This is a genomic window from Streptomyces pactum (assembly GCF_002005225.1).
Lineage (GTDB): Bacteria > Actinomycetota > Actinomycetes > Streptomycetales > Streptomycetaceae > Streptomyces > Streptomyces pactum_A.
Window position 1 is genome coordinate 8,519,732 of the sequence record NZ_CP019724.1, and the last position, 24,365, is coordinate 8,544,096.

Genomic DNA, 24,365 nt, shown 5'->3' on the forward strand with positions numbered 1-24,365 from the left:
CCAACCGGCCACGCCCTGAAAATCACGCCGCAGCGAATCACCCGAAGAGGCGAGGGAGAGTCGCACTCGCATACGCACCTCCGCTCACACGTTCGCGAGTGTTGGGCCGTTCGCGGGATCCTCGGCTGTCGTTGCGCCGATCACAGCGTGTCGCCTGACACGGTCCGCGCATGCGTTCCCACCTCACCCGCCTGCACGGCATCCCTCACACCGCGCGCCCCCGCAGGCGACCGCTACGAACAACCGCCACCAGCCCAGACCGATTTCCGACTGCCGGTCAAACTCGCCGCTGCTACGCCTGCGGCAACCCGATCGAGCTCTTCCCGCGCGCGGATCACCGACTCATTGCCCTGCACCCCGCAGAACTGGCCACTGCCGTAATCCCCGAGGACTGCCGCTGGCACCTCAGCGCAGGCATCGCCCACCCGAGCGGTGACGGCAGCCCGTGGTGCCGTATCCCACACCGGCTCGTCTGCCCCCGCCGAACGGACTCGTCACAGTCCCGGCCCCACCTGGACGCCCTCCGCCTCCGGCTCGCCCTGCGAACCCGCCGCCTGATCGACACCGGCCTGCTCACCCCCGCACCGCACCGCTCAGAGCAACCGTCCACCACCCCTGCCCGCCCGGTCGTACGAGCCCTGCTGACCCTCTACCTGGCCAGCGCACCACTGGACAACATCCGCTGCATCGCACAGCGTCCTCACCATCCCCTGTGCGGCCAGCGCCTCCTGGACGCCGGCTTCCCGGCAGGCACCTGGCGCCTCCTGCCCGTCCGCGCCAAGCACAGCCCAGGCCAGTCTCCGCTCCCGGTGGCCGTCTACGATCTCGACCGACTCGACCCGGTCCAGCAACTGCGCTGGCGCGCTCAACACTGCCCGGACCACGTTGCCAGTCCCGTCGAACTCGACCAGACCGAATGGAAGGTCTTCGACCCCCTCCTGCACGCCGACCACATCCACACCCAGCTTCCACGCCCGTCGCGCCGACCCTGCCAAGGAGCGTGATGATGCCCCACCACGCCCTGGAAGTCCTGCTCACCCGTTCCGCTCGTCCGGCCGAGCTCCGCGCAGCCACCCGCTCCATCCCACTCGCTGCCAACCACGACGCCACACGCCTGATGGCACTCTGTCCCGGAAAGACAGCCCGGCGAGCCGCCCACCGTCTGCGCCGCCGTCTCGGTGAACACCTGCCGGTCGACGTCATCACCACCCACTACCCGGACACGCATGGCCAGGTTCTGCTCAACGTCTCTGTGCCGCCCGCCACTCGAGCCGTCCTCGGCCGAACAGCAGAGCAGGCCGGTCAAACCCCCGAACAGGTGCTGGAACGGGCGCTGCACCAAGAACTGACCCAGTACGACAGGGAGGAAACCGAGCGTCTCAGCCGCGCTGTGAATCACCTCCTCATCGGTACCACGCCCGCCCGCCTTCTGACGGCCGTCGGCCACGCGCTGACCCGTTTCCCTGGAGCAGTACCATGGTGACCGCCACTGACGAGCAGACCGCCGCAGCCGACACCTTCCGTAACGGCGATCACCTGTCCTTGCAGGCCGGTGCCGGGACCGGCAAAACCACCACCCTCAACCTGCTCGCTCGCACCACCAGTCGCCGAGGCCGCTATCTCGCCTACAACCGGGCCATCGCCCAGAGCGCCGCCGCGCAGTTCCCCAGCAGCGTTCAGTGCAGAACTGCCCACGCCCTGGCCTACGCGGCAATCGGCCACCGATACCGCCGCCGTCTGAACGCCCCCCGCCGCCCCGCATGGAAGAGCGGGCAGGACCTCGGCATCACCAAGGCCCTCCGCATCGACGAGAAGGAGGTGAGCCCTATGGCTCTCTCCAACGCGACCCTGCGTACCGTTTCCCGCTTCTGTCATGCCGCCGACGAGAGCATCGCTCCTCACCACGTGCCCCGCCTGCGCGGCCTGGAAGATCCTGGCTGCCATACTGAACTCGCCGACCACATCGTTCCGTTCGCCCGTAAAGCCTGGGCCGACCTGCAGCACCCCGACGGCGGCGCCGTCCGTTTCGACCACGACCACTACCTGAAAATCTGGGCACTCACCCGACCTCGGCTCGACACCGACTTTCTCCTGCTGGACGAGGCACAGGACACTAATCCGGTCGTCGAAGACGTCTTCCTGGCCCAGCGCGGCCACGCCCAGCTCGTCATGGTCGGTGACTCTGCACAGGCCATCTACCACTGGCGCGGCGCCAAGGACATCATGACCGGCTTCGACGGCACCCGCCTGGCCTTGTCGCAGTCCTTCCGTTTCGGCCCCGACCTTGCCGCAGAGGCCAACCGCTGGCTCCACCTCGCCGGCGCTCCGCTCCGCCTTACCGGCACCCCCGACATCCCCACAGAACTCGGGACCGTCACCCAACCAGATGCCGTTTTGTGCCGCACCAACGTCGGTGCCATGGCGCAGGTGATGGCGCTCATGGCCGTCGGCAGCCGAGTAGCTCTGGCCGGGGGAGGAGAGAGTCTGCAGGCCCTTGCCCTGGCAGCCCGGGACCTCAAAGAAGGCCGGCGTACCCACCACCCGGAGCTGACCCTCTTCACTCACTGGGGCGACCTCCAGGACTACGCAGCCTATGACCCGGCGGGACGTGATCTGCAGCCGCTGGTCAACCTCGTCGACAGCCACGGCACCGATGCCATTCTCGACGCCGTAGCTCGGCTCGTCTCCGAGCCACAGGCGCAGGCGACTGTCTCCACCGCGCACAAAGCGAAGGGACGGGAGTGGTCCCGCGTGCTCATCGCCGACGACTTCGCCCCAGTCGACAGCTATGAGGGCGCTCCGACGCCTCCCGAACCGATCGACGAGGCAGAAGCCCGTCTGGCGTACGTGGCGGTCACACGGGCACGCCAGTGTCTCGACCTCGGCGGGCTGTCATGGGTCCGTGATCACCCCGACGGTGCTGCGGCGCAGGACGCGTCATGAAGGCCCGCGTACGTGTGAGGGTGCGGAGGGGTGACCGTCATCACCAAGTCAGTGCGCGTGCGCGTTCAGCCGTGCCCAGACGGTCTTTCCGGGTGCTGCCTCGGCGTAACCCCATTGGCTGGTCAGGGCGTCCACGATGAGCAGGCCCCGGCCCGCCACGGCCATACCCCGAGGCGGGTGAGGCAGTGGGGGAGCCGGACTGGGGTCGGAGACAGCGCACAGCACCGTGCCCGCAGTCTGGGCGATACCCAGCCATGCCTTGGCTTCCCGTTGAGGGCTCGACCGCAGCGCATGCCGAACCGCGTTGGTGGTCAGCTCGTTGACCACGAGAGTCAGGTCTTCGGCCACAGCGCCGATGCCCCATGCCACGGCGGTGTCGCGGACGAAGCAGCGGATGCTTTTCAGACTACTCGGGTCCCGCGTGAATGCCCGAGCGGCAAAGTCGGATGTGCTGATGCCCAGGGCAAGTCCCCAGTCCGGTGCCGTGGGTGGCGTCAGCGGTGAACGGGAGGGGCAGCTCATGCTCCGAAGTGGCAAGAGCGCCTCCGCATTCGGCCCTTGGCTCGGCGCCGTCGCCGCATGAGCTGACACTGTTCATCCCCCCGGAAGACGTCCAGTTGTATGGGCCGCGGTCCTCTGCCCTGACTGATAAGTATCCGCGTCGCCCCGCTCCGGATGCAATTGCATCCGTGACTTGCATCCAAATGAGGAGGGGAGGGAAAGCATGTCCCCAGCAACCAGAGCAGCGTCACCCAAAAATGAAAGAAGTCGGAAACGATCGAAAGAGGTCGGACATGGCCCGTGCCTTCAACGGTGTCTCGGCGGACTCTCTTCCAGGAGTGACATGGGTCAAGAGCCGTCACAGCACAGCAGACGGCAACTGCGTCGAAGTGGCGCTACTGATAGGAGGTGAGGTGGCACTGCGCAACTCCCGGCACCCTGACGGACCGGCGCTGGTCTACTCGAGGGCAGAGATCGCGGCCTTCATCGCGGGGGTGAAGGACGGTGAATTCGACCCGATCGCCAGTTACTGACTTCGGCTCGTCAGGGTGAGGCAGGTTCGTCGAGAGTCAGGCCGGTGCCGGCTATGAAGCCGTCGAGGGTGCCGGGCCGGTACTGAAGGCGCTTGAGTCGGTTACGGACGAGTGCTTCGAGCCGGTCGAGCGCGACGACGGCGAGGTTGGCCAGGCTGCGTTTGATGTGTGCCCATACCCATTCGACGGGGTTGAGGTCGGGTGAGTAGGCGGGCAGCAGGAACACTGTCAGCCATGCGCGCTCGGCGATCAACTTGCGCATGGCGTGAGAGACGTGGGTGTTGAGGCGGTCCCAGACCAGCACGATAGGTGCCTTGAGGAGCTGGTGGACGCCGTCGACGAGCGCGATGAAGTCACGCTCGCCCATGCTGCGGCGTTTGCCTCTGCCCGCCCGGTGGGCGCGCAGGCGGTGGCACAGCCGGGTACGGGAGCCGGGCCGCATGGCGATCAGTCCGGCCACCGACAGCCGCCCCGAGCGTCGCCCGCTGACGGTCACGACCGGGGTGTGCCCGCGCCGGCCCCAGGTTCGTCCCCGGGGCGGCTTCCGCGTGAACCCTGCTTCGTCCTCGAAGCAGATGTAGCCCCCGCAGGCCGCCCGGGCTCTTTTACCTCCGCCCAGGTCACCTCCTTCCACACGGTGACGGCCCTCTCGTCGCGCTCGGCGACCCGCCGTGCGGGGACCTGCGGGCTGAAGCCGAGCCGGTGCATCAGCCTCGTGGCACCGGAGACGCTGTAGGAGACGTGGAACTTCCGGCCGATCAGCGTGGCCACCCTCGCCGCGGTCCACACCTGGTCCTCCACCCAGCCGTGGGCGGCCGGGCCCTCATCGAGGTACGCAGCCAGTTTCTCCAGACAGCGCGGGGACAGCCGGCAACGGGATCCGCTCGGGCCGCGGGAGGCCAGAGCCTCATGACCACCGTCCCGCCACAGCTGGTGCCACTGGTAGGCCGATTTCAGGCTCACCCGCAGTCGCCGTGCCACCTCCGGCGGCTTGATCTCCTGCTCGAACAGCTCGGCCGCCTGCATCCGCACCGACTCCCGGCGCCGACGTCCCGCAGCGGTCAGCCCGCCCCCATCCGCATATCTCACACACCACGGAATACAGCCACCGCTCCAGACCCATCAGGGACTTCGCAAAGATTCACCCTGGCGAGCCGAAGTCAGTAACGCCAGCCTGAGACAGTCCAATTGACGCGCCCGTCGCATCGTCTCCTGGAAGACTGACGCTCGTCGTCCGGCCACCACAGGAGACATCATGCCCGTGCCCGCCCCTCCGGTCGATGCACCGACCCTGGAGTACTACCTCGACGCCTCCGCGCGCAGCCCCATCGCGCTGCGGCTGGTCCTCGGGTACTACCTCCGTCACCTGCGCAAGGCGGCACACATCGACGCGGAGCCGGCGGGCAAGTCCATCAGAAGCTCGGAAGCCAAGATTTCCCGGATGGAGCGAGCCCAGGTCACCTGTAAGCACGACGACGTGATGGACCTGCTCACCCTCTACGGTGTCAATGACAAGCACGTCCGCGCCTGCTTCGCCGAGATCGTACGCATCTCCCGCCAGCCCGGTTGGTGGCATCGATTCGACGGAGTCCTGCCGGACTGGTGCGGCAAGCTGATCGGACTGCAGGAGGCAGCCTCTGTCATCCGAACCTACGAAGTGCAGCTCGTTCCCGGACTGCTGCAGACACCCGCCTACACAGAAGCCCTGGTACACCAGGCCTACCCCGCCGCTCCTCCGGAAGAGGTCAAAGACCGGCTGGAACTCAGGGCCCTACGCCAGAACGTCCTGATCCGCCAGGACCCGCCCCGCCTTTGGGCCGTCCTCGACGAAGCCGTGCTGCGCCGGCCCATGGGCGGCGATCTGGTCATGCGAGAGCAACTGCGCTCTCTGATCAGCATGTCTCGCCTCAGCCACGTCACGATACAGATCGCGCCCTTCAACCGGCCGGGGTGCATCGCCGGAGGCTTCCCGATTACGCACCTGCGCTTCGACCTTCCCGCCTTGCCCGACGTCGTCTACCTGGAGCAACTGCAGGACGCCGAGTACTTGGACAAACCAGACGAGACTCAGCACTACCGAAGCGTCCTGGACGGCTTGGCCCAGGCCGCTCTGTCCCCGCAGGAGAGTGTGGAGCTCCTGGACAGCATCATCAGCTGAACCCGGCCAGTCCGCACCTCAGTGCACCACGGCCACCGCTCCGCGCTCGGCCCACCTCAGACTGCCGCCACCCGCAGCACGGTCACCGCCCGGCCGCCACTGGTGCACATCCACCAGCCCCGGAGCCATCTGCTGCAAGCCGCCGAAGAATGCGTCGACCTCCGCCCGCGGGCGCACGCGCCCCCACCGGCCCGCGGCCGCTTCCCGCAGCAATGCACCAGCCTTCCGACGCACCTCGGCATCCTCACTCACGAGATGACTTGCTGCGATGAAACTTCCCGATGCCAGTATTCTCGATGCCTGTTGCAGCACGGTCGAAGGACCAGCGTCTTCGGGAACGTTGTGCAGTCCTGAGACAAGAAGCACGGCCACCGGCGACGCAAAATCGATCATCTCGCGCACCGCTGCACTTCTCAGCAGAGCAAGTGATTCAGCCGGAGCAGCCCGCATGACCAGCGTGTACCGGTCCTCCCACAGCGCGCGGCCATGGACCAGAGCCAGCGGATCGTGATCGGCATAAACGGTGCGCGCACCCGCCTGGATGCGCCGAGCAACGTGGTGTACTCCCACAGAGGTCGGCAGTCCGGCGCCGAAAACCACGTACTGGCGCACCTGGTGATCACGGGCCAGATGGCTGGTTGCCCTCAAGAGGAACCGATGCGCAGCCTGAGCCACCCGAGGTGCTTCGGGAACGAGCTGCGTCAGCCGCTCGCACGCCTCACGGTCGGCGCCGTAGTGGTCCTTGCCGCCCAACAGGTAGTTGTTCATCCGGGCAAGGTTCGGTGATTTGGAGTCGATTACGTCCAGCCGCGGCGTCTGCCCGCGCTCCAAGGTGGCACCCCGCCCCGTGTTGGTACCCGCAGCACGCTGCGTGCTGCGGGTACCCATGGTAAGGAGGCCGCTTTCACCGCGGGTAGTTCTTCGCCGAATCAGCACCCGTGGGTCGAGGCGCGCTGCAGAATCTCTTCCGGAACCCTCTCACTGGCGCGCGCGACCGGATGGCGGATGCGCGGCCGCGGCGGAGGCCGTCAGCTTCCCGGGCAAGGCCCGCTGAGCCATCCGTAACCGGGTAGCGACAACCGGCGGCTCGACACCCATCAGCTCCGCCGCCTGCGCCTCACTCAAATGCATCCGGCATCGCAGGACGACCGCGTCTGCCTGCGCGGGCGGCAACACCTGGCGCACCGGATCCGGCCCGGTGACACCTGCATCACCGTTGCGCAGCACGGAGGAGATCAGGGCGTCCAGCAGCCGCCACGCCACCGCAGCAGGCCGCGGGCTGCTGATGACCGTCGGCCAGATCGTGGCAAGGTTGCCCAGGAGCGCCCTGACCACCTGCTGGCTCATCAAGGGGTCGTGGACCCGCTCCCGCGTGTAGTGCAGGTACCGCTCCTGATACAGAAGGCAGAAGGCGGTGTACTCCAGCGGCAGAACCAGCTCGATAGACGGCGCAGTGGTAGTGGTCTCCACCGCGCCGGCTGCCTGCACCAGCCGGTCCGTCCGACGCAAACGCATGAACATGGCATCCCACTTCCTGCAGCACACAGGGCATCAGGTGGATTCGGACGGGTCAGCAGACCGCGGCTGCGGATCCTTGGGCGGATCCATGCAGAGCAGGAATGTGTAGTGGACCGCCTGCCACAGCGGCCGCACGTCGGCGGGCCAGCCGCCCAGCGCGGTCACCAGCGCCGACGTCTGCTCCCAGCCCGGAACCAAGACGCCCTCGAGGATGTCGTCGATCTCCTGGACGCTCAGCGCGCCATGTGAAGCGCTGCGGACCACGCCGACACGGGGACGTCCTGCCGCCAGGTGCAGACCGCGCAGTGCGGCGTGGAGCCGGTCCACCGCGTCAGTGATCGCGTACTGCGCTGGCGGCACCTTCCCGTGCGCACTTTCGAACAGCACGCTCAGCTCTGCCGGGTCGCCTCCGAACAACTCGGTCAGCGCACCCACCACGGCCCAGGCCGGGGTTCGCTCTCCGGAAAGGATGCGCGAGACATACGAGGGAGACAAGCACGTCCGCTCGCCCACGTCCCTGATCGTCAGGCCACTGGATCGGTGGAGATGCGACAGCGCCGAGGCCAGTTTCGCCGACGCCCGCTCGGCCACCTTGGACAGCTGACCGTCTGCCGCGGCGTTCGGGCCCTCCGTCATCGGGGCAAGAGGCTGCTGCACCTCAGCACGCTCGGCAGCCCGCCTTCCCAGGCGTTCTCGCACCCGGTTCTCCGGCCACCGTGTACGGGCCGTGGTCACGCTCAGCTGCGCCGCCTCGGCTACCTGCTCCCAACTCGAGCCCTGGGACCGCGCGTCCTGAACGGCGGCCGCCGTGTAGTAGTCCACTTCCCGTGCCACGCTGCTGGCGCAACGCAGGAGCTCCTGAAGAGGCCGTCCGTCGTACTCGGCCTCGAGGAGAGCGGCCGACAATGCCTGCAGGTCCTCTGCGATGCGCCGGCCCAAGGGGAGCGCCGTGGGCGCCTTGTGCTGGCCTGTCTTGCCAGACCGGTCGCGCTGCGCCTTGCTCCGGCAGCCGACGCTGCAGTACTCCCGCTTGCGGCCCGGACCGATCGTCTGAGCGAAGCGCTCCTGGCAGTAGCGGCAGATGCCATAGCGGGGACTTGAACCCGCCATCCTTTCCTCCCACGTGCTGTGACCGTTTCTCTCCCATGTGCGCGGGGTTCTGCGCAAGCTGAAGAGGAATGGACTCTTCCCGTGTCCGTCCCGGCGGCAGCCGCCGGGACGGCGGGCGGCGCGCTGTGCAGCGCGCCGCCACGATCAAGCACGGCTCAGATCAGTCGAATTCGCTGGTAGCGGAGTTGCGACTGGCGCATCATCACCGAGAGGCCGGCCATCAGCGCTGTGGTGGCAGGTCCCGTCCACTCGTCTCGGATCAGGAGCACGGGGAGCACGGTCACTGCCAGGAACGCGCTCGCCTGCACCGTGACAGTCCAGGCACTCATGCCACGGGTTTCAGGCTGGGAGCGACGCGGAATGCTAGCGTCGTCGCGAGTTGCCGCCCTGGTTGCGGCAGCGGCGAAGTACGGGACAAGCATAGGTGGTTACCTGCCTTCCTTGGTCTCGTTGAGGAGGGGCCCCGGAGTCGGTAGCGAGCCTGCCCGGGGTTCCCTCGCGTCAACGGACGGTAGCCCCTCCGTCACAGATGGCGCCATATAAACCGTTCATCGCGCAAAGTTCGAATCTCCTCGCGGTGAGCAATTGCAGTCTGTGGCCTGCGAAGGCGTCGAACATCGTCGACTTCAGCCCATCCTTGATCGGTCTCGACCGCGAATGACAACCCCCCGCTGTGCTGCATAAATGCGACTGATCCAGACGAATGGACCGTCTTGCCTCCCTGACGTACGCCGGGGCGCACTCCGCCGCCGCAACGTCTGCGGACATGGTGCGCCCCGCCCTCGCCTATGCATTCGCGCAAATTTGCAGGTATCGCCCTTACTGGCTCTAACAAAAGCTGCTGATCATGAGTCGGTCGCCCTCTCTGCTCGTATGTCTGGGCATGGGAAACCGTCAGTCGCGGCCGTGGATCGTGTCGGATGAACTGTGGTCGCTGATCGAGCCGTTGCTGCCGAAGCCGGGTCCGAAGAAGGCCGAGGGCAGACCGCGGGTGCCGGACCGGCAGGCCCTGTGCGGGATCCTCTTCGTCCTGCACACCGGCATCCAGTGGGAGTACCTGCCCCAGGAGCTCGGCTTTGGCTCGGGCATGACCTGCTGGCGGCGTCTTGCGGCTTGGAACGAGGCCGGCGTCTGGGACCGGCTGCACCAGCTGCTGCTGAACGAGCTGCGGTCGAAGAACCAGCTGGACTGGGAACGGGCGGTGATCGACTCCTCGCACGTGCGGGCCGCCCGGCGGGGCCCAAAAGCGGGCCCAGCCCGGTCGACCGCGCACGGCCGGGCAGCAAGCACCACCTCATCGTCGACGGCCAGGGCATCCCGCTCGCGGTGTCGCTGACCGGCGGAAACCGCGGGCGACGTCACCCCACTCGAGCCGTTGCTCGACAAGATTCCCGCCGTCGCGGGCCAGGCCGGCAGACCCCGCCGCCGCCCCGACGCACTCCTGGCCGACCGCGGCTACGACCACGACAAGTACCGCCGCCTGCTCTGGCAGCGAGGCATCCGCCCCGTGATCGCGAAGAGAGGCGAGCCGCACGGCACCGGCCTGGGCATCTTCCGTACATCGTCGAGCGCACGATTGCCTGGCTCCACGGCTTCCGCCGCCTGCGCATCCGATGGGAACCACGCGACGACATCCACGAAGCATTCCTCGGCCTCGCCGTCTACCTGATCACCCACCGCCACGTCCAACGCCTTTGTTAGGGCCTCTAAGGAGGCGACGGCATGCCGAGGCTGGCATGCACGGAGTTTGCGTGCTGTCCGGTCTGTAAGCGTCAACACCTCTACGGGACCACCGCGGGTGCACTGCGCAGGGTCAGACAGAACAGTTTGCGGAACCCTGCTGAGTGCAGCGGCCCGGTGCTGACGCAGCAGGGATCGCAGGCGGGGGAGAGGCGCGGTGGCGCCCAGGGCGCCAGGAAGTCGGGCACGTTCCATCTCAGGAGGGCTCCTTGCCGAGCGAGGTAAAACCCGACCCGGTCGATCGCTACGTGTCGCCGTATTCGAGCAGGAGGTATCCGGCGAGCTGCTGGATGGAGGAGCTGGTGATCTGGTGGGGCGGACGGAGGCTTTGCATGCGGTCGGCGATGACCTGATCGTCTATCGAGTTCATGACGACAACGAGCGCGAGGAGTTCTTCGACCGGGTACCGGTCCGGCGAAATGCCGAGGCCATGATCCCACAGCGCCATTTGGGGTGCGCCTGGTCAACGTGAGCGGAGGCTTCCGGCCGCGCCGGAAGCCCCACCACCTGTACGGCAGCCGCGATCATAGAGGGCGCGGGCGCTACGACTCAGTTGCAGTCGGGTCGGACGACCATGATGAGCTCGGACACTCGGGCGGTGGCTGACGACCAAGGTGAGTCCGGGGACAATGGCGGGATGCGATACGCATGGCGACGGGTCCTGGAAGCTCTGCCTGCTGAGAGACCGGGCCAGCAGCAGGTGGTCGAGCGTCAACCAACTGCGGGCGAAGAGACCTACTTCGGCGAGGTTCGGGATGTTCCCGTGGTGGTGGTGCTGGGGGAGCGGGGCTGCGGCAAGTCAGTAGCGTTCGAGCAGGAACTCGCCCGCCTGCTCGATGATGCAACCCCTGCGACGCTGATCGATCTGGGGCAGGACGTGTATGACACAGCGACCGCGAGTACACACCTTCACCACCGTCTGAACCCCGAGGGCGACGGAACACATCATGTGCTGCTGGACGGCCTGGATGAGGGCCTGAGCGACATCCCAGCCCTCAACAAGGTGCTGCTGACCCAGCTCCGCGCCCTGTCTCCGGAGGAACGGCGCCGGCTCCGGCTGCGGATAGCCTGCCGTTCCACCCGGTGGCCAGAACACCTGGAAAGAGGTCTGCGCGACCTGTGGCCGGAGCCGGGACAGGTCGCGATGGTGACACTGGCGGCCCTCAGCCCAGCCGACGCCCAGTACGCCGTCGACCAAAGCGGCCTGGACGGTGCTGCGTTCACGGAGCATGTCCTCAGCCGGGGCCTGCAGGCCCTCGCACAACAGCCGGCCACTTTGATTCCCCTCATCACGGCCCGGACAGAGGGACGAGAGCTGCCCACCACGGTGGCGGAGGCCTTCGCGCAAGCCTGTCGCACCCTGTGCACCGAGACCCGACCGCAGAACTTCTCGCAGCGCCAGGAACGGCCCTCGGTGGACCATCTCCTCGACGTGGCCCGCTGGGCCGCGGCCGCCCTGCAGTTCAGCCCGTGCGCCGCGCTCACCGACGGAGCCCGCCCCGGCCCGGGAGAGCTGCACCTGGACACCCTGTGCGGAGATCACGTGCCAGGAAGCGACGAGACAACGGCGTGCGGCCGGCATGAACTGCTCCACCTCACAGAGTCGGGCCTCCTGGCCCCGGTGGGCCAGCGCAGATGGGTGTTCGCCCACCGAAGCCTGCAGGAACACCTGGCCGCTGAATACATGGCAACAGCCGTAGAGCCGGCCGTGCGCGGCGCGCTGCTGTGGGCCGGAACCGGCCAGACCCGTCACATCCTGCCTGAGCATCAGGAGATAGCCGCCCGCCTGGCAGTCATCGACGACACACTCTTCGACGACCTACTCAGGCACGACCCGTACATCCTGCTCCTGGCCGACCTCCGGGCCCTGCCCGCAGAGCACCGCCGAAGGACAGCCCGGGCCATACTCGAGTCGGTACCCGACCAGGAGCCCTACCGCATCGGCTGGGACCAACTCGACCGGCTGAACCATCCGGACCTCGCCCCGCAACTGCAGCCGTTCCTGACACCGCAGTCAGACCCGGACCAGCGCTACCTCGCCCTGTGGATCACGGGGAAGTGCCAGCCTGCCGGCCTGACCCCACACCTGCTGGCCCTTGCAGAAGAGACAAACGCACCCACCCGCATCCGCGCCTTCGCCCTCAACGTCCTGCACGAGGTCGAGGACCCAGCGGCTGTAGCCCGGCTGCGCACCCTGGCATCCGACCTCAAGCCCAGCGTCGCCTGCGCAGCCCTCCAGCACCTGTGGCCGCACCACCTGTCCCTCACCGACTACCTCGACTTGCTGCCCGACCTCGATGAATGGCCCTGGCGCCTCACCCTCGACAGACTGGACACGATCACCGGCCAGGCCGGTAGCCTCCTCGACTGGTCCGTCAATGCACTGAAAGAGAAAAGCCCCAAGGCCGCCATCGCGGCCACGGCGCTGGCCACCTGCATCAGCCAGATGAGCCACACCCCCACACAGCCGGCCCCCCTGCTGGAAGAACGGGCCGGGCAAGCCCTCGTGGCACTCGCCGCCGATCACCAACTCGCCTACCGCACCGACGCGCGCACCGCTTTCGAGTCCCTCAACAACGCCCTGCACAGCGCACCGGAACTGCGCCGCCGCCTCGCCTCATACGTGCTGCAGCACGCCGACCCGGACGATATGCTGCATCTCGCCCACCAGAGTCCGGACACGGGCTTGTTCCCCGACGAAGACCTCCTGCACTGGGCCACCGCCTGGCCCACCCTGTCCCAGGAATCACGTACCGCGGCACGCCCCCTCATCAGCCACCGCCCACGACCTGAGGACACCGAACTGCGCCAGGCCGTCGATCAGGCCCGGCAGACGGACAATGCCCTGAAACGGGCCACCGCCTGGTGGGACGGACCGGAGCCGGAATGGCAGCGCCGCAGCCGCGAACGGCAGGAAGACGAACGCCGCAACAACACCTTCGACGAGCACGCGCTGCGCACCGCCCTGCGCACCGCGCAGTCAGCGGGCCCGGACACGGTACGGGAAGCATGGCTCGCTGTTCTCGGGCACCTGCACCGCACCACCGACGGCACACGCCCCCCGAATCAGCCCACCTCCCAGCCCCTGCTCACCGCGGTCACCCAGGCGCCATCCCTGCCCGCTCCAGGCAGCGACCTGCACGAAGAACTGACCAGGAGCGCATTGCACGTGCTCGTCACGGCCCCCGCGTGGAACAGCCAGGACATGGACCCCTGGGGGCCGAACGTCACCGAGGTACCGGAACTGACGGCCCTGGGATTCGTCTCCCCAGACGAGGCACACACCATCCTCGGCCACCATCAGGCCATCCGCTGGGCCGGCTGGACAGTGGCTCTGGCCACAATGACGCCCCGATCACAGGAAACCGCACAGCACCACACTCTCCTGCGGGACTGCGCCCAACAGGCGGGCCCCGCCTTCGATGCCGCACTGGAGCCATGCCTCGACGTACTCGACGCCCATCGTCTTGCCGAAGCGGTCCGCATTCTTGCGCAACTGCCGCTGCCGGCAGCCTGCAGCATCATCCAGCGCTGGGCGACCACTCCAGGCCGGACAGCTGAATCATGGGCCACAGCCCTGGCCGCACTGGCCCACCACGGCCACACGCCAGCGCAAACACTCCTGACCGACGCCGTGCAGGCAGGCCCACACGGGGACCCGCAACAGCAGGAACGCTGGATCAGAGCCGTACGCATCGTGATGTCCTTCGACGTTCTGCCCAGGCTGTGGCCCACCATCCGTCATTACTTCGACGAGACCCCTCAACTCTGTGACGAGGTCATCGGCCGTACTGCTACACACCTCACCCTCCGGCACCACTGGCCCGACGGCGTGGCCGCGCTCAGCGAAGCCGATCTCGCCGACCTCCACCGCCGCCTGCACACACGAGAAGAACTTCAGCAACCTCGCCCCGAACACGAGCCCGGCGTCGCTTACCCCATCACCACGACCGACCGGCTCCACGACCTCGCCGACAGCCTCCTCCAGTTGATGGCAGACAAGCGCACCCAGGCCGCAGCCACCCAGCTCCTCGCCCTGGCAGACTCCGTGCCCCACCAGACCCGCCGCCTGCGCCGACTGGCACTGCGCACCATGCGTCAAGCCGCCGAACGCCAGCTGCAGCCCCTGACAGCCGACCAGCTCCGACGACTGGCCGACGATCACAGAAAGCGCGTGATCGGCAACGAGGTCCACCTCCTCGACGTTGTCATGGAAGCCCTGGACAGCGTCCAGGAAGCCCTCTCGGCACCGAACGGACTGGCGACCCTGTTGTGGAACCGCAGCGCATCGGCTGCCGGCAGCTCTTCCTGGTGGCCGATGTGGGAGGAAGACTTCAGCGACCTGGTGACCGGTCTGCTGAAGATGCAGCTTGAACACCGGCGCGTCATCCTCAACCGCGAAGTGCAAGTCAACCGCCCCGGCGTCGGGGGAGGAGGCCGCACCGACATCCACATCCAGGCCGCCACCGCTCCCGACGACCCGGCCCCGGTCACGGTCGTCATCGAGTGCAAGGGATGCTGGAACCCCACACTCCCCACGGCACTGACCGACCAGCTGGTAGCCCGCTACCTGTGCCACCCCCGCACGGCTGGCATCCTCCTGGTCGGATTCTTTGACTGCGACATCTGGGACACCAGCTGGCGGCCGGGCTGCTCCCCGGCTCACAGCCGGGAGCAGATCGAGCAGCAACAGCACCAACAGGCCGCAGTCCATCGGCTTCCCGTGCAGGCCAAAGTGCTGGACTGCAGGCCACCAGGGCAGCAGACCTGACCATGACGACCTGCCACCCGGACCATCACCTGCCTGCTTGCCTGTCAATCAACGGAAGAACGGGAATGCAGCCGCTGATTGCCAGACGCCAGAGCGCTGCGCTCTCTTCGAAACAGCGAGTATGCCTCGGTTCGTGATTCGACAACCCACCTGGCGAGCAGGCTGAACCCGTGCCTTGCCTATGCCGCAGCTCGCAGTGTGACGCGGGGTGTTGCCGTCGAAGGAGGCCAAGGGGCGGCTCCGGCGCGCGGTAGGACCAGGGTGGCGCCCCGCCGTATCTCGCCGTTTCCGGCGCGGTGACCGGCTGACTTCAAGGGAGGCTGTTCATACAGGTGACAGCTTCTGCGACATACATGCCACAAAGAAGATCTAGGCATCGATCCGATGCCGATCTCCCAAAGCCGAGCTCGCATACAGCGAGGTCAGCACACGGAAAGCTGCCGCCTCCAGCCCGCCTCTCGCATCGGGTGACCGTGGCCGGATGAAGTCGTGCCTGGTCAATCAAACGCGGAGTGCTGTCAGTGCCCGCTGTTACACCAATTCCTGGGACGGGACGCACTCGGCGTCCCGCGCCGATGGGAGGGGAAGCATGGCGAAGGTACCGGACGGATTCCACCAGGTGCGCGCACACATCCGCCGTAACCCGAAGCCCAGGAACGCCAAGCGGATGAGCGGATGGATGATCGCCGGCCTGCTCGCGGGAGCATGGCTGTGGGGACAGGTATTCGGCTTCGACACCGCGGCCCCCGCTCCGGCCGACCCGAACCCGGCAGTCAGCACACCGGCGGACCGATGAGCCGAGGATGGCGCCTGCGGCGGCCCCGCGGTCCGCTCGAAGTGGCATCAGCCGCCGTCGTGGCACTTGCCGTGCTGGTGATGGCCACCCAAACGCTCACCGTGACGGCCGGTGCGCTGATCGATGCCTGGCCGGTACCGCTGACTCTTGCCTTGGTGGGGGGAGCCGCGGCCGTGTGGAGGGTCAGGCGGTCTGTCGGAGGACGACGACGGAAGGACGCGCGCCTGGCCGCCTTGCGGATCACGCTCGCCGAGTTCGACGCCATGGACGACCGGCGTTTCGAATGCGTGCTGAGGGACCTGCTTGTCCGAGACGGCTGGACGGCCCGAAGGGTAGGAGGCGGTGGGGACCAGGCCGCCGACGTCATCGGCGACCACACCGTCCTGGGGCGGATCGTCGTGCAGGCCAAGCACACCCGCGTCGGAGGGAAAGTCGGATCCGCGGTGATGTACGGAGTGAAAGGGACGGCCGGTCCCGCCCACCGAGCCGACCACGCGGTGGTCGTGACCAACGGGTTCCTCACCCGCGATGCCATGACGTGGGGAAACCGGCACACCGTCCACTGGGTCGACCGGGAGAGGCTGCAGCGCTGGGCCGAGAGCGGGGCCGCGCTGCACGAGCTCCTCAAACTGCCCACCCGCTCGCGCAGCAGCTGGTTCAAACGGGCCGCATGACCAATCCGACTCGGCGTCGTCGAGAAATGGGGGGAGTGGTGTTCGACGAAGACGGATCCTTGGACCCCACACTGAAGGTCCTGCTGTCCGCCGTCCTTGTGCTGGCTGTCGGCAAGATGATCTGGGAGTGGCTCACCGAAGACGTCAGCCGGTGGATCACAGACGATGTGTGGGGCCTGATCACCGGCCACCCCTGGTGGACGGGACTCGTCGTTGCCGGCGGCCTTGCTGCGCTCATCGCGCTGGGCGCGATCTTGTCATTCCGGTCTGGTGCATCCGTGTATGCGGGCTGCGACGACGCTTCCGCCGCGCAGTCCAACGACGTGGGCGAGCCGGAAGAGCTGACCTTCCGGATGCGGGAGCTCGCGGCGATGAGCGCGACAGGCTTCGAGCAGGCGTGCGCCGATCTCCTGGCGCGTGATGGGTTTCTGCGCCCCGTACGGGTCGGAGGCGCCGGCGACCTCGGTGTCGACGTCAGCGCACATGACGGCGAGGGCCGACTTCTGATCTTGCAGTGCAAGCAGTACCGGAACCCGGTCGGCTCCGGACACGTGCAGAAGTTCAACGGAACAGCCCGCCCGCATCACGGTGCTGACATCCCCGTCATGGTTGCGCTCAACGGCTTCACCCAGCCTGCCGTCGACTTCGCGCAGCACCATCGGCTCATCCTCGTGGGTCGGTCAGAGCTGAAGAAATGGGCCCACGGCCAGCACTTGTACGACGTCATCGGACTCCAGAACGCCACGCTGTAAGGGACAGAAGCCCGGCCGGCCACGCCCAGCACCGAGGGGTCTTCTCCGGCCGGTTGGAAGGGGGAAGTGGCCACCATCCTGTCTGCCGGGCTCCGCGCATGCCTGCAGGGACCGTGGAGGCCGTCCCGTACGCCCGCCGCCCGACTCCAGCGACTGGTTCCGCCATCCGTCCGTCCGGAGCCGAGGCGTATGCCTGCGCGGCAGGAACGAGGTGCTGCATCTCGCGGCAGCGGCGTGCGAGCGGCGAGTCGGTACAAGTGGTGGAAAACGTGCGGTTGTTGTGAGGGATACCTCTAGTATGACCATCTGCGCTGGTGTCTCAAGCGCCTCTTCTTCCCGTCCAACACCGCACGTCACCCCTTACCGGCCGGGGAAGGGGAGATTCGGAGCACGCCGACTGTGTACCTCACCCGTTTTTCCGCCCGCGGTTTCCGCTCCCTGGCCCGCATCGAGGACATCCCGGTCAGCAGTCCGACGATCCTGGCCGGTCACAACGACGGCGGGAAGAGCGCCGTACTGACGGCGCTGGCCTTCCTGCTGGGCGATCACCGGCTGACAGACGAGGACCGCACCTACGAGCAGGCGGAAGGATCGGCAGGCGGCCGCCGCTGCTCCAGCACCTCGGTCGAAGGGGACTTCCGCCTCGACGCCGGGGAACAGGCCGCTACCGGCCTGCCGCAGACGGTCCGGATCCGCCGTATCTCCGAAGAGGGGCAGCCGCCCCAGTGGCAGTACTTCGGTTCCCGGCCGGCCGACAGCCGGCTCCACGACATGCCCCGCCTGTTGAAAGGCCAGCTTGCCGAGCTGGCAGCCGAGTTCTCAGTCTCCCCGGACGGTCCCCGCAGAGACGACTTGCTGCAGGCCCTCACCGCCTACGCGGCCACGGCGCCGCAGGAGGAGCAGTGGCAGCCGCTGCCCCAGGAACTCCAGGAGCGTCTGCCGCGCCTGCTGCCGTTCGGAGGCAAGGACGAAAGGCCCGACGACGCGGTGCGGACCGCGCTGAGCAGCTGCTACGAAACCTACCTGGGGGACGAAACGCTCCAGGGCCGGGTCCGGGAGATCGAAACGGAGATCACCCAGCGCCTGGAGAAGGAAGCCGACTCCCTGTGCCGGCACATCCGCCAGCACTGCCAGGAGTTCGTGGGCGTGCAGGTCAGGCCCGAGGTCTCCTTCAAGGGAGGCTTCAAGCGCGCCCCTCTGGAAGTCTCCAAGGCCGACGGCGAGCCGGTGGACCTCACCCGCTCCGGGCAGGGCAGCAACCGCCGGATCGCGCTCGCGGTGTGGGAGTGGACCAGCAACCTCCTCGAGCACAGCGAACTCGCCACGGGGGAGGGGAGTGATGCGGAGCCGACCCAGACCATCGTCGTCTACGACGAACCCGACACCCACCTGGACTATCGCCACCAGCGCACCGTCATGGACATCATCCGCAAACAGTGCGCCCTGCCCCACGTCAGCGTCGTCGTCGCCACCCACTCGATGAACCTCATCGACGGAGTCGACATCGCCGACGTCGTCCACCTCCGCCTCAGCGAGAGCGGCCGCACCCTCGTCGAACGCCTCACGGACCAATCCCACGAGGGGATCGACTTCCACCTCGGACAGATCGCCTCCGTCGTGGGCCTGCGCAACTCCGTCCTGTTGCACGAACGGTGCTTCCTCGCCGTCGAGGGCCCCACGGAACAGCAGTGCCTGCCCCTGCTGTTCCGCCTGTCCCAGGGCCTGCCCCTCCAGGCGGCGGGCATCGCCCTGTGGGCCTGCGGCAACAACGAAGGAGCCCTCCACCTGGCCGGGTACCTCGTCAAGAACCGCCGCACCGTCATGCTGATGGTCGACGCCGACAGCCGCACCAACAAGCACTTCAGGACGGAAAGACTGATCAAGGCCGGACTCGACCTCGACACCCAGGTCACCTGGATCGGCGAGGCAGAGGGGTTCAACGAACTCGAGGAACTCTTCACCGACGCCCAGTGGGCCACAGCCGCCAACACCCACTGGACCCGCCCGGAAGGCATCCAGTGGACCGCCGAGGACTTCACCGCACACCGCGGCGGCAAGTTCAGCGCCCACGTCCTGACCATGATCAAAGAGAAGGCCGAGCACACCAGCCCCGACGGCAAGGACGACATGCTCTACGGCCTGGTCACCACCCTCAAAACCCGCGAAGACGTCCCCTCGCAACTGACCAAGGCCTTCAGCGACCTCCGGGACCTGGCTTCCTGACCGGCCTCACGGCGCGCCGCTGCAGCATCCGCTCCTTGCGCTGCTGCAGCGTCGGCGCTGTCCAGACATGCCAGCCCACCCCCACGACGTGCTGCCGGCCGTGCCCGCGCGCCTCAATCCCACACCACCGGCACCCACTCGGTGCAACGGTGGATCCAGTACCGGTAGAACGCGATAACGACATCACATCCTCCTTCCCCCACCGCATATCTTGCCGCCTGCCACTGACAATCGCCCGGTGGCGCAGCAGCCCGCAAGCCCGCGGCACGGCACGCGAAGAAACCATTCCTCACGCGCATTGTGCACCCACTCAGGAACACCGTTTATCAGGAAAACCACCCACAGCACTCCCCACAGTAGTTACCTTCTGTGCTCATGCGGTTTCTGCACACTTCGGACTGGCACCTCGGTCGCCGGTTCCACACAAAAGACCTGATTCTCGCCCAAGAAGCTTTCCTCGACCATCTGGTCGACACAGCCCGGAGCGAGAACGTCGATGCCATCCTCGTGGCCGGCGACCTCTACGACCGCGCCATCCCCAGTCTGGACGCCGTGCGCCTGTTCAGCCGCGCCCTGCACCAGCTCGCTGACCTCGATGTACCGATCATCATGATCAGCGGCAACCATGACTCGGCCCACCGCCTCGGTGTCGGATCCGGCCTTTTCGCCCGCGCCGGGATCCATCTGCGCACCGATCCCGCCACCTGCGACGTCCCGGTCGTCCTCGACGATGCCGACGGCCCGGTCGCCGTGTACGGCATCCCCTACCTTGAGCCGTCGATGGTCCGCACCCAACTGGAGGCAGAAGCGACCTCCCACCACGCGGTGCTGACCGCAGCCCTGGACAGGATCCACAGCGACCTCACCAACCACCAGCCGGCCGGAACCCGCTCGGTGGTCATTGCCCACGCCTTCGTTACCCCCAGCAGCAGCCCGAGCGAAGACCAGCAGGTGACGGAGTCCGACAGTGAACGCGACCTCAGCGTCGGCGGTGTCGCCCACGTCGGCGCGGACGTCTTCGACGGCATCGACTACGTCGCCCTCGGCCATCTCCACGGCCCCCAGAAGGTCACCGACCGAGTCCACTACAGCGGCTCCCCGCTGCCCTACTCCTTCTCTGAGGCCACACACACCAAGTCCTTCACCCTGGTCGACGTCACCTCCTCCGGCACCGCTCCCGCCGTCAGGCGCCTGACTTGTCCGACCCCTCACCGCCTGGAACGCGTCGAAGGCATCCTCGAGGACCTCCTCACCAGCCCCGTCCACGAACACCTGAAGGACGCCTGGCTCGAGGTCACCCTCACTGACACAGCCCTGCCCTTCGAGGCCATGGCCCGGCTGCGCCGCCGCTTCCCCGACACGCTCAGCCTCAAGCACGAGCGGGCCTTCATCCCCGCCCAGGCCACCGACCCCCCGACATACACCGAACGCCTCCGCGGCCGCAGCGAACTCGACATCGCCAGCGACTTCATCACCGACATGCGCGGCACCGCCCCCACCCCCGACGAACACGCCCTGCTCCAGCAGGCCGTCGACGCCGCCCGCGTGAACGAACTGCAGAAGGAAACCGTCTGATGCGCCTGCACCACCTCACCCTGCAGGCCTTCGGCCCCTTCGCCGGCACCCACACCGTCGACTTCGACGCCCTGACCGCCGACGGCCTGTTCCTCCTGCACGGCGACACCGGAGCCGGCAAGAGCACCCTGTTCACCGCCATCTGCTTCGCCCTGTACGGCGAACCCCCAGTCGACCGCGACCTGCTGCTGCGCAGCCACCACGCCCCGGCCGACCTGCTCACCCAGGTCACCCTGGACGTCACCATCGCCGGCCAGCGGCTGCTCATCGACCGCGTCCCCCAGCAGACGCGCCCCAAGAAGAACGGCACGGGTGACACCGTCCAGAAGGCCGAGACCCGGCTCAGCCGGTTCACGACCGACGCCCTGGGACAGGGCCACTGGGAGGCCTCCAGCAAGTCCCACCAAGAGGCCGGCAAGGAAATCAAGGACCTGCTCGGCATGAGCCGGACCCAGTTCTGCCAGGTGGTCCTCCTGCCCCAGAACGAGTTCACTAAGTTCCTCTACGCCGATGCCAGCAAGCGCCGCGAACTCCTCGGCAAGCTCTTCTACAGCGACCGGTACGCCTTCATCGAACGCTGGCTGAACGACCACAGCCGCACCACTCAGAAGAACCGCGACGCCGCCCGCGACGAGGTGCTGCACCTGGCGGCCCGCATCCACCAGGCCGCCGGCCCGGACCTGAAATCGCAGTACGACGCCCCCGCCCCTGACACCGCGCACGCCTTGACCGGCCCCGCCCTGGCGTGGGCCCAGGACCTCTTCCAGGCCAGCCAGGCCGACGCTGCCACCGCCCAGGCCGAGGCCGAGAAGGCAAAGAAGAACCAGCTCACCCACCAGAACCTGGAAGCCGTCACCCGCGAACTGCACGGGCGGCAGACCGCCCACGCCACCGCCCGCACCCAGCTCAACCGGCTGGACGAACAGACACCCCACCAAGAAGCCCTCGGCAGGCGCCGGGAACAAGCCCGGCGCGCCCAGCAGCTGGCACCGCTGCTGCACACCGTCAGTACCGCCCGCACCGACCACACCCGAGCCCAGGACAGCGAAAGCGCCGCCCGCACCCGGCTGCTCCCCGAACACGCCACGCTCCAGGCCGCCGACCTTGCCACGGTCGGGCAGCGCACGCGCGACGACATCGCCGTGCTGAACACCCTGCTTCCCGAGGAAGCCACCCTCGGCCAGCTCACCACCGACCTCAAGCGCATCGACACCGAGCGGCAGGACTTCACCGTCCAGCAGCGCACCGCCCGTGACTGGCTCGAGCAGGAGACCACCCGGCGCACCACTCTGCAGGCCCGCCGGGAAGCCGCCCGCGAGGCCGAGGAAGAAAGCCGCCGCCACCAGGCCCAGTTGGAGATCCTCAACGGCCGCGTCGCGGCCGCCGAACGCCGCGACGCCCACCTCGCAGAGATCACCATTACCGAGCAGCGCCTGGCCGCCGCCCAGAAGGAAACCGAACAGGCAGCCCAGGCCCACATCGGCATCCGCCGCCGACGCACCGAGGGCATGGCCGCCGAACTCGCCGCCGGCCTCACCGACGGCGCACCATGCCCGGTCTGCGGCTCGTGCTCCCACCCGGCTCCCGCCCAGGCTCCCGACGGGCATCCCACCCGCGAGGACGAACAAGCCGCCGAGAAAGCCCACCAGCGCGCCCAGCACCAGCGCGACAAGATCGCGGCCGAGCTGCAGCAGCTTCGCGAGAACGCCGCCGGTGCCACCGGCGAAGCCGGCGACACCCCGCTGGCCAGCCTCAAGGCCGAACACGAGGCACTCGCCGCGCAGCTGGCCGACTCTCTCGAACGTGCCGCCGACCGCGGAACCGTCGAGGAGGAACTCCTCGCGCTGGACCGCGAACACATCACCATGACCGAGCAGGACAGTGTCGCCACCGCCGGCCTGTCCGCCCGCAACGCCAGCTACGACACCCTGTCCCAACGGCAAGCGGAGCTCACCGAGAAACTCGATGCCGCCCGCGGCACCGCCCCCACCCTGGCGGCCCGCATCGACGACCTCACCCGCACTGCCGACCGCCTTGAGCAGGCAGCCGAGGCATCCCGCACCGCCGCCTCCGCCACCCAGGTCCTGCACACCCGTACCAGCCAAGCCGCCAACGCCGCCACATCCCAGGGCTTCGACACCCTCGCTGCCGCTGAACAAGCCGTGCTCAGCGACAAGGACCTCCACGAACTGGAGGAAGAGATCAACCAATGGCGCGAGGCCCGCGCCTCCCACCAGACCGTCCTCGACGACCCCGTCCTGCAGGAAGCAGCAGCCCAGCCGGCCGCCGACGTCGAAGCTGCGACAGCTCTGCGCACGGCCGCAGACGACCAGCACGCGCTAGCGGTCACCACCGCCAGTACCGCCCGGGCCCGCACCACCGATCTCACCGACCTCAGCACCACCCTGGCAGGGGTCGTCGAACGCCTGGGAGCACTCGAGCAGGCCCACAGCACCGCCCGCCACCTCGCCGACCTGGCCACCGGCAACGCCTCCGGCACCCGGGTCCGCATGCAGCTGGAGGCCTACGTCCTGGCCGCCCGCCTCGAACAAGTCGTCGCTGCTGCCAACACCCGCCTGAGCCTGATGTCCGAAGGCCGCTACACCCTCCGCCACTCCGACCACCAAGCCGCACACGGCGCCCGCTCCGGCCTCGGCCTGGAAATCACCGACTCCTGGACCGGCCGCCCCCGCAAGACCGACACCCTCTCCGGCGGCGAATCCTTCTTCGCCTCCCTGTCCCTCGCCCTCGGCCTGGCCGACGTCGTCACCCACGAAGCCGGCGGCAACCCCCTCGACACCCTCTTCATCGACGAAGGCTTCGGCACCCTCGACGACGACACCCTCCACAACGTCCTCGATGTCCTCGACTCCCTGCGCGCCCACGACCGCACCGTCGGCGTCATCAGCCACATCCCCGAACTACGCCGCCGCATCACCCAGCGACTGCACATCCGAAAAAGCCCTACCGGATCCACCCTCGCCCACCTGACCGAAGCAGCCGAATAACCTGAACTCCGGGAGAGCAGAGCCCCAGCCCCGCCCTCCCGGAGCAGCCAGCCGACTACCACG

At 67.8% G+C, this 24,365-nt stretch carries 19 protein-coding genes and 2 pseudogenes; 13 read left to right on the top strand and 8 right to left on the bottom strand.

From position 1 onward, the window contains the following. Nucleotides 1–170: 170 nt before the first annotated feature. A pseudogene (locus tag B1H29_RS39765) lies at nucleotides 171–503 on the top strand (DUF6083 domain-containing protein); the annotation flags it as partial. A gap of 90 nt (nucleotides 504–593) precedes the next feature. Here the strand turns inward: B1H29_RS39765 and B1H29_RS38340 are convergent. Next, entirely contained in the window at nucleotides 594–959 is a 366-nt protein-coding gene (locus tag B1H29_RS38340) for a hypothetical protein (RefSeq protein ID WP_055422311.1), read from the bottom strand. A gap of 44 nt (nucleotides 960–1,003) precedes the next feature. Between B1H29_RS38340 and B1H29_RS36840 the strand changes: the two genes are divergently transcribed. Continuing rightward, nucleotides 1,004–1,483 carry a hypothetical protein gene (locus B1H29_RS36840; RefSeq protein WP_324611064.1) on the top strand — a complete coding sequence of 160 codons (480 nt, stop codon included), beginning with the start codon at nucleotides 1,004–1,006 and terminating at the stop codon, nucleotides 1,481–1,483. Further along, entirely contained in the window at nucleotides 1,480–2,943 is a 1,464-nt protein-coding gene (locus tag B1H29_RS36845) for a UvrD-helicase domain-containing protein (protein ID WP_107095413.1), read from the top strand. The genes B1H29_RS36840 and B1H29_RS36845 overlap by 4 nt, the downstream gene beginning before the upstream one ends. A gap of 48 nt (nucleotides 2,944–2,991) precedes the next feature. On the opposite strand, the gene B1H29_RS36850 is transcribed toward B1H29_RS36845, so the two are convergent. Next, nucleotides 2,992–3,465, bottom strand: a complete 474-nt coding sequence (locus B1H29_RS36850) for an ATP-binding protein (protein WP_079159900.1) — start codon at nucleotides 3,463–3,465, stop codon at nucleotides 2,992–2,994. A gap of 272 nt (nucleotides 3,466–3,737) precedes the next feature. Here B1H29_RS36850 and B1H29_RS36855 point away from each other — a divergent pair, with 272 nt between their 5' ends. Then, nucleotides 3,738–3,977 (top strand): DUF397 domain-containing protein, encoded by a 240-nt coding sequence (locus tag B1H29_RS36855; protein ID WP_079159899.1) that lies wholly within the window; start codon nucleotides 3,738–3,740, stop codon nucleotides 3,975–3,977. A gap of 10 nt (nucleotides 3,978–3,987) precedes the next feature. On the opposite strand, the gene B1H29_RS40310 is transcribed toward B1H29_RS36855, so the two are convergent. Then, nucleotides 3,988–5,066, bottom strand: a protein-coding gene (locus B1H29_RS40310) for an IS630 family transposase (protein ID WP_432280061.1) whose coding sequence is annotated in 2 segments (ribosomal slippage) — nucleotides 3,988–4,565 and nucleotides 4,565–5,066 — 1,080 coding nt in all. Because the reading frame shifts where the segments join, the coding sequence is not laid out codon by codon here. Between the two features lie 166 nt (nucleotides 5,067–5,232). On the opposite strand from B1H29_RS40310, the gene B1H29_RS36870 reads away from it, so the two are divergent. After that, on the top strand, nucleotides 5,233–6,135 hold the full coding sequence (locus B1H29_RS36870) for a DUF5753 domain-containing protein (RefSeq protein ID WP_055422315.1): 903 nt from the start codon (nucleotides 5,233–5,235) through the stop codon (nucleotides 6,133–6,135). Between the two features lie 18 nt (nucleotides 6,136–6,153). Here B1H29_RS36870 and B1H29_RS36875 read toward each other — a convergent pair whose 3' ends face one another. The 4 genes from B1H29_RS36875 to B1H29_RS36890 all read right to left on the bottom strand — a co-directional run bounded on the left by B1H29_RS36875 (nucleotide 6,154) and on the right by B1H29_RS36890 (nucleotide 9,092). Further along, nucleotides 6,154–7,023 carry an SAM-dependent methyltransferase gene (locus B1H29_RS36875; RefSeq protein WP_079159898.1) on the bottom strand — a complete coding sequence of 290 codons (870 nt, stop codon included), beginning with the start codon at nucleotides 7,021–7,023 and terminating at the stop codon, nucleotides 6,154–6,156. A 90-nt stretch (nucleotides 7,024–7,113) separates the two neighbouring features. Further along, complete coding sequence (locus tag B1H29_RS36880) at nucleotides 7,114–7,656, bottom strand: sigma-70 region 4 domain-containing protein (protein ID WP_055422318.1); 543 nt, start codon at nucleotides 7,654–7,656, stop codon at nucleotides 7,114–7,116. A 30-nt stretch (nucleotides 7,657–7,686) separates the two neighbouring features. After that, a complete protein-coding gene (locus tag B1H29_RS39770; RefSeq protein WP_055422319.1) occupies nucleotides 7,687–8,763 on the bottom strand; it encodes a helix-turn-helix domain-containing protein in 1,077 nt (358 codons plus the stop codon). Between the two features lie 155 nt (nucleotides 8,764–8,918). Then, a complete protein-coding gene (locus B1H29_RS36890) occupies nucleotides 8,919–9,092 on the bottom strand; it encodes a hypothetical protein (RefSeq protein WP_159027741.1) in 174 nt (57 codons plus the stop codon). A 554-nt stretch (nucleotides 9,093–9,646) separates the two neighbouring features. Here B1H29_RS36890 and B1H29_RS37845 point away from each other — a divergent pair. Further along, a pseudogene (locus B1H29_RS37845) lies at nucleotides 9,647–10,464 on the top strand (IS5 family transposase). 283 nt (nucleotides 10,465–10,747) lie between these two features. Here B1H29_RS37845 and B1H29_RS36900 read toward each other — a convergent pair. After that, nucleotides 10,748–10,951 (bottom strand): hypothetical protein, encoded by a 204-nt coding sequence (locus B1H29_RS36900; RefSeq protein ID WP_055422321.1) that lies wholly within the window; start codon nucleotides 10,949–10,951, stop codon nucleotides 10,748–10,750. A 150-nt stretch (nucleotides 10,952–11,101) separates the two neighbouring features. On the opposite strand from B1H29_RS36900, the gene B1H29_RS36905 reads away from it, so the two are divergent. From B1H29_RS36905 to B1H29_RS36940, 7 genes are all read left to right on the top strand, one after another. Beyond that, on the top strand, nucleotides 11,102–15,274 hold the full coding sequence (locus B1H29_RS36905) for an NACHT domain-containing protein (RefSeq protein ID WP_159027740.1): 4,173 nt from the start codon (nucleotides 11,102–11,104) through the stop codon (nucleotides 15,272–15,274). A gap of 589 nt (nucleotides 15,275–15,863) precedes the next feature. Further along, a complete protein-coding gene (locus B1H29_RS36910; protein ID WP_055422323.1) occupies nucleotides 15,864–16,070 on the top strand; it encodes a hypothetical protein in 207 nt (68 codons plus the stop codon). After that, nucleotides 16,067–16,744 (top strand): restriction endonuclease, encoded by a 678-nt coding sequence (locus B1H29_RS36915; protein WP_055422324.1) that lies wholly within the window; start codon nucleotides 16,067–16,069, stop codon nucleotides 16,742–16,744. Before B1H29_RS36910 ends, B1H29_RS36915 begins: the two co-directional genes overlap by 4 nt. Before the next feature lie 26 nt (nucleotides 16,745–16,770). Continuing rightward, nucleotides 16,771–17,496 (top strand): restriction endonuclease, encoded by a 726-nt coding sequence (locus B1H29_RS36920; protein WP_244209059.1) that lies wholly within the window; start codon nucleotides 16,771–16,773, stop codon nucleotides 17,494–17,496. A 399-nt stretch (nucleotides 17,497–17,895) separates the two neighbouring features. After that, nucleotides 17,896–19,719, top strand: a complete 1,824-nt coding sequence (locus tag B1H29_RS36925) for an ATP-dependent nuclease (RefSeq protein WP_079159895.1) — start codon at nucleotides 17,896–17,898, stop codon at nucleotides 19,717–19,719. Nucleotides 19,720–20,094: 375 nt separating this feature from the next. Further along, the gene (locus tag B1H29_RS36935) at nucleotides 20,095–21,294 is read left to right on the top strand and encodes an exonuclease SbcCD subunit D (RefSeq protein WP_055422357.1); all 1,200 of its coding nucleotides are present in this window, start codon (nucleotides 20,095–20,097) and stop codon (nucleotides 21,292–21,294) included. Further along, on the top strand, nucleotides 21,294–24,302 hold the full coding sequence (locus B1H29_RS36940; protein ID WP_055422326.1) for an AAA family ATPase: 3,009 nt from the start codon (nucleotides 21,294–21,296) through the stop codon (nucleotides 24,300–24,302). Before B1H29_RS36935 ends, B1H29_RS36940 begins: the two co-directional genes overlap by 1 nt. Nucleotides 24,303–24,365: the final 63 nt, after the last annotated feature.

Bases quoted from the DNA above. Each gene is read 5' to 3' on its own strand.
- B1H29_RS36840 (WP_324611064.1), top strand. From the start codon at position 1,004: ATGATGCCCCACCACGCCCTGGAAGTCCTGCTCACCCGTTCCGCTCGT.
- B1H29_RS36850 (WP_079159900.1), bottom strand. From the start codon at position 3,465: ATGAGCTGCCCCTCCCGTTCACCGCTGACGCCACCCACGGCACCGGAC.
- B1H29_RS36855 (WP_079159899.1), top strand. From the start codon at position 3,738: ATGGCCCGTGCCTTCAACGGTGTCTCGGCGGACTCTCTTCCAGGAGTG.
- B1H29_RS36870 (WP_055422315.1), top strand. From the start codon at position 5,233: ATGCCCGTGCCCGCCCCTCCGGTCGATGCACCGACCCTGGAGTACTAC.
- B1H29_RS36875 (WP_079159898.1), bottom strand. From the start codon at position 7,023: ATGGGTACCCGCAGCACGCAGCGTGCTGCGGGTACCAACACGGGGCGG.
- B1H29_RS36880 (WP_055422318.1), bottom strand. From the start codon at position 7,656: ATGTTCATGCGTTTGCGTCGGACGGACCGGCTGGTGCAGGCAGCCGGC.
- B1H29_RS39770 (WP_055422319.1), bottom strand. From the start codon at position 8,763: ATGGCGGGTTCAAGTCCCCGCTATGGCATCTGCCGCTACTGCCAGGAG.
- B1H29_RS36890 (WP_159027741.1), bottom strand. From the start codon at position 9,092: ATGAGTGCCTGGACTGTCACGGTGCAGGCGAGCGCGTTCCTGGCAGTG.
- B1H29_RS36900 (WP_055422321.1), bottom strand. From the start codon at position 10,951: ATGGCGCTGTGGGATCATGGCCTCGGCATTTCGCCGGACCGGTACCCG.
- B1H29_RS36910 (WP_055422323.1), top strand. From the start codon at position 15,864: ATGGCGAAGGTACCGGACGGATTCCACCAGGTGCGCGCACACATCCGC.
- B1H29_RS36915 (WP_055422324.1), top strand. From the start codon at position 16,067: ATGAGCCGAGGATGGCGCCTGCGGCGGCCCCGCGGTCCGCTCGAAGTG.
- B1H29_RS36920 (WP_244209059.1), top strand. From the start codon at position 16,771: ATGGGGGGAGTGGTGTTCGACGAAGACGGATCCTTGGACCCCACACTG.
- B1H29_RS36935 (WP_055422357.1), top strand. From the start codon at position 20,095: ATGCGGTTTCTGCACACTTCGGACTGGCACCTCGGTCGCCGGTTCCAC.
- B1H29_RS36940 (WP_055422326.1), top strand. From the start codon at position 21,294: ATGCGCCTGCACCACCTCACCCTGCAGGCCTTCGGCCCCTTCGCCGGC.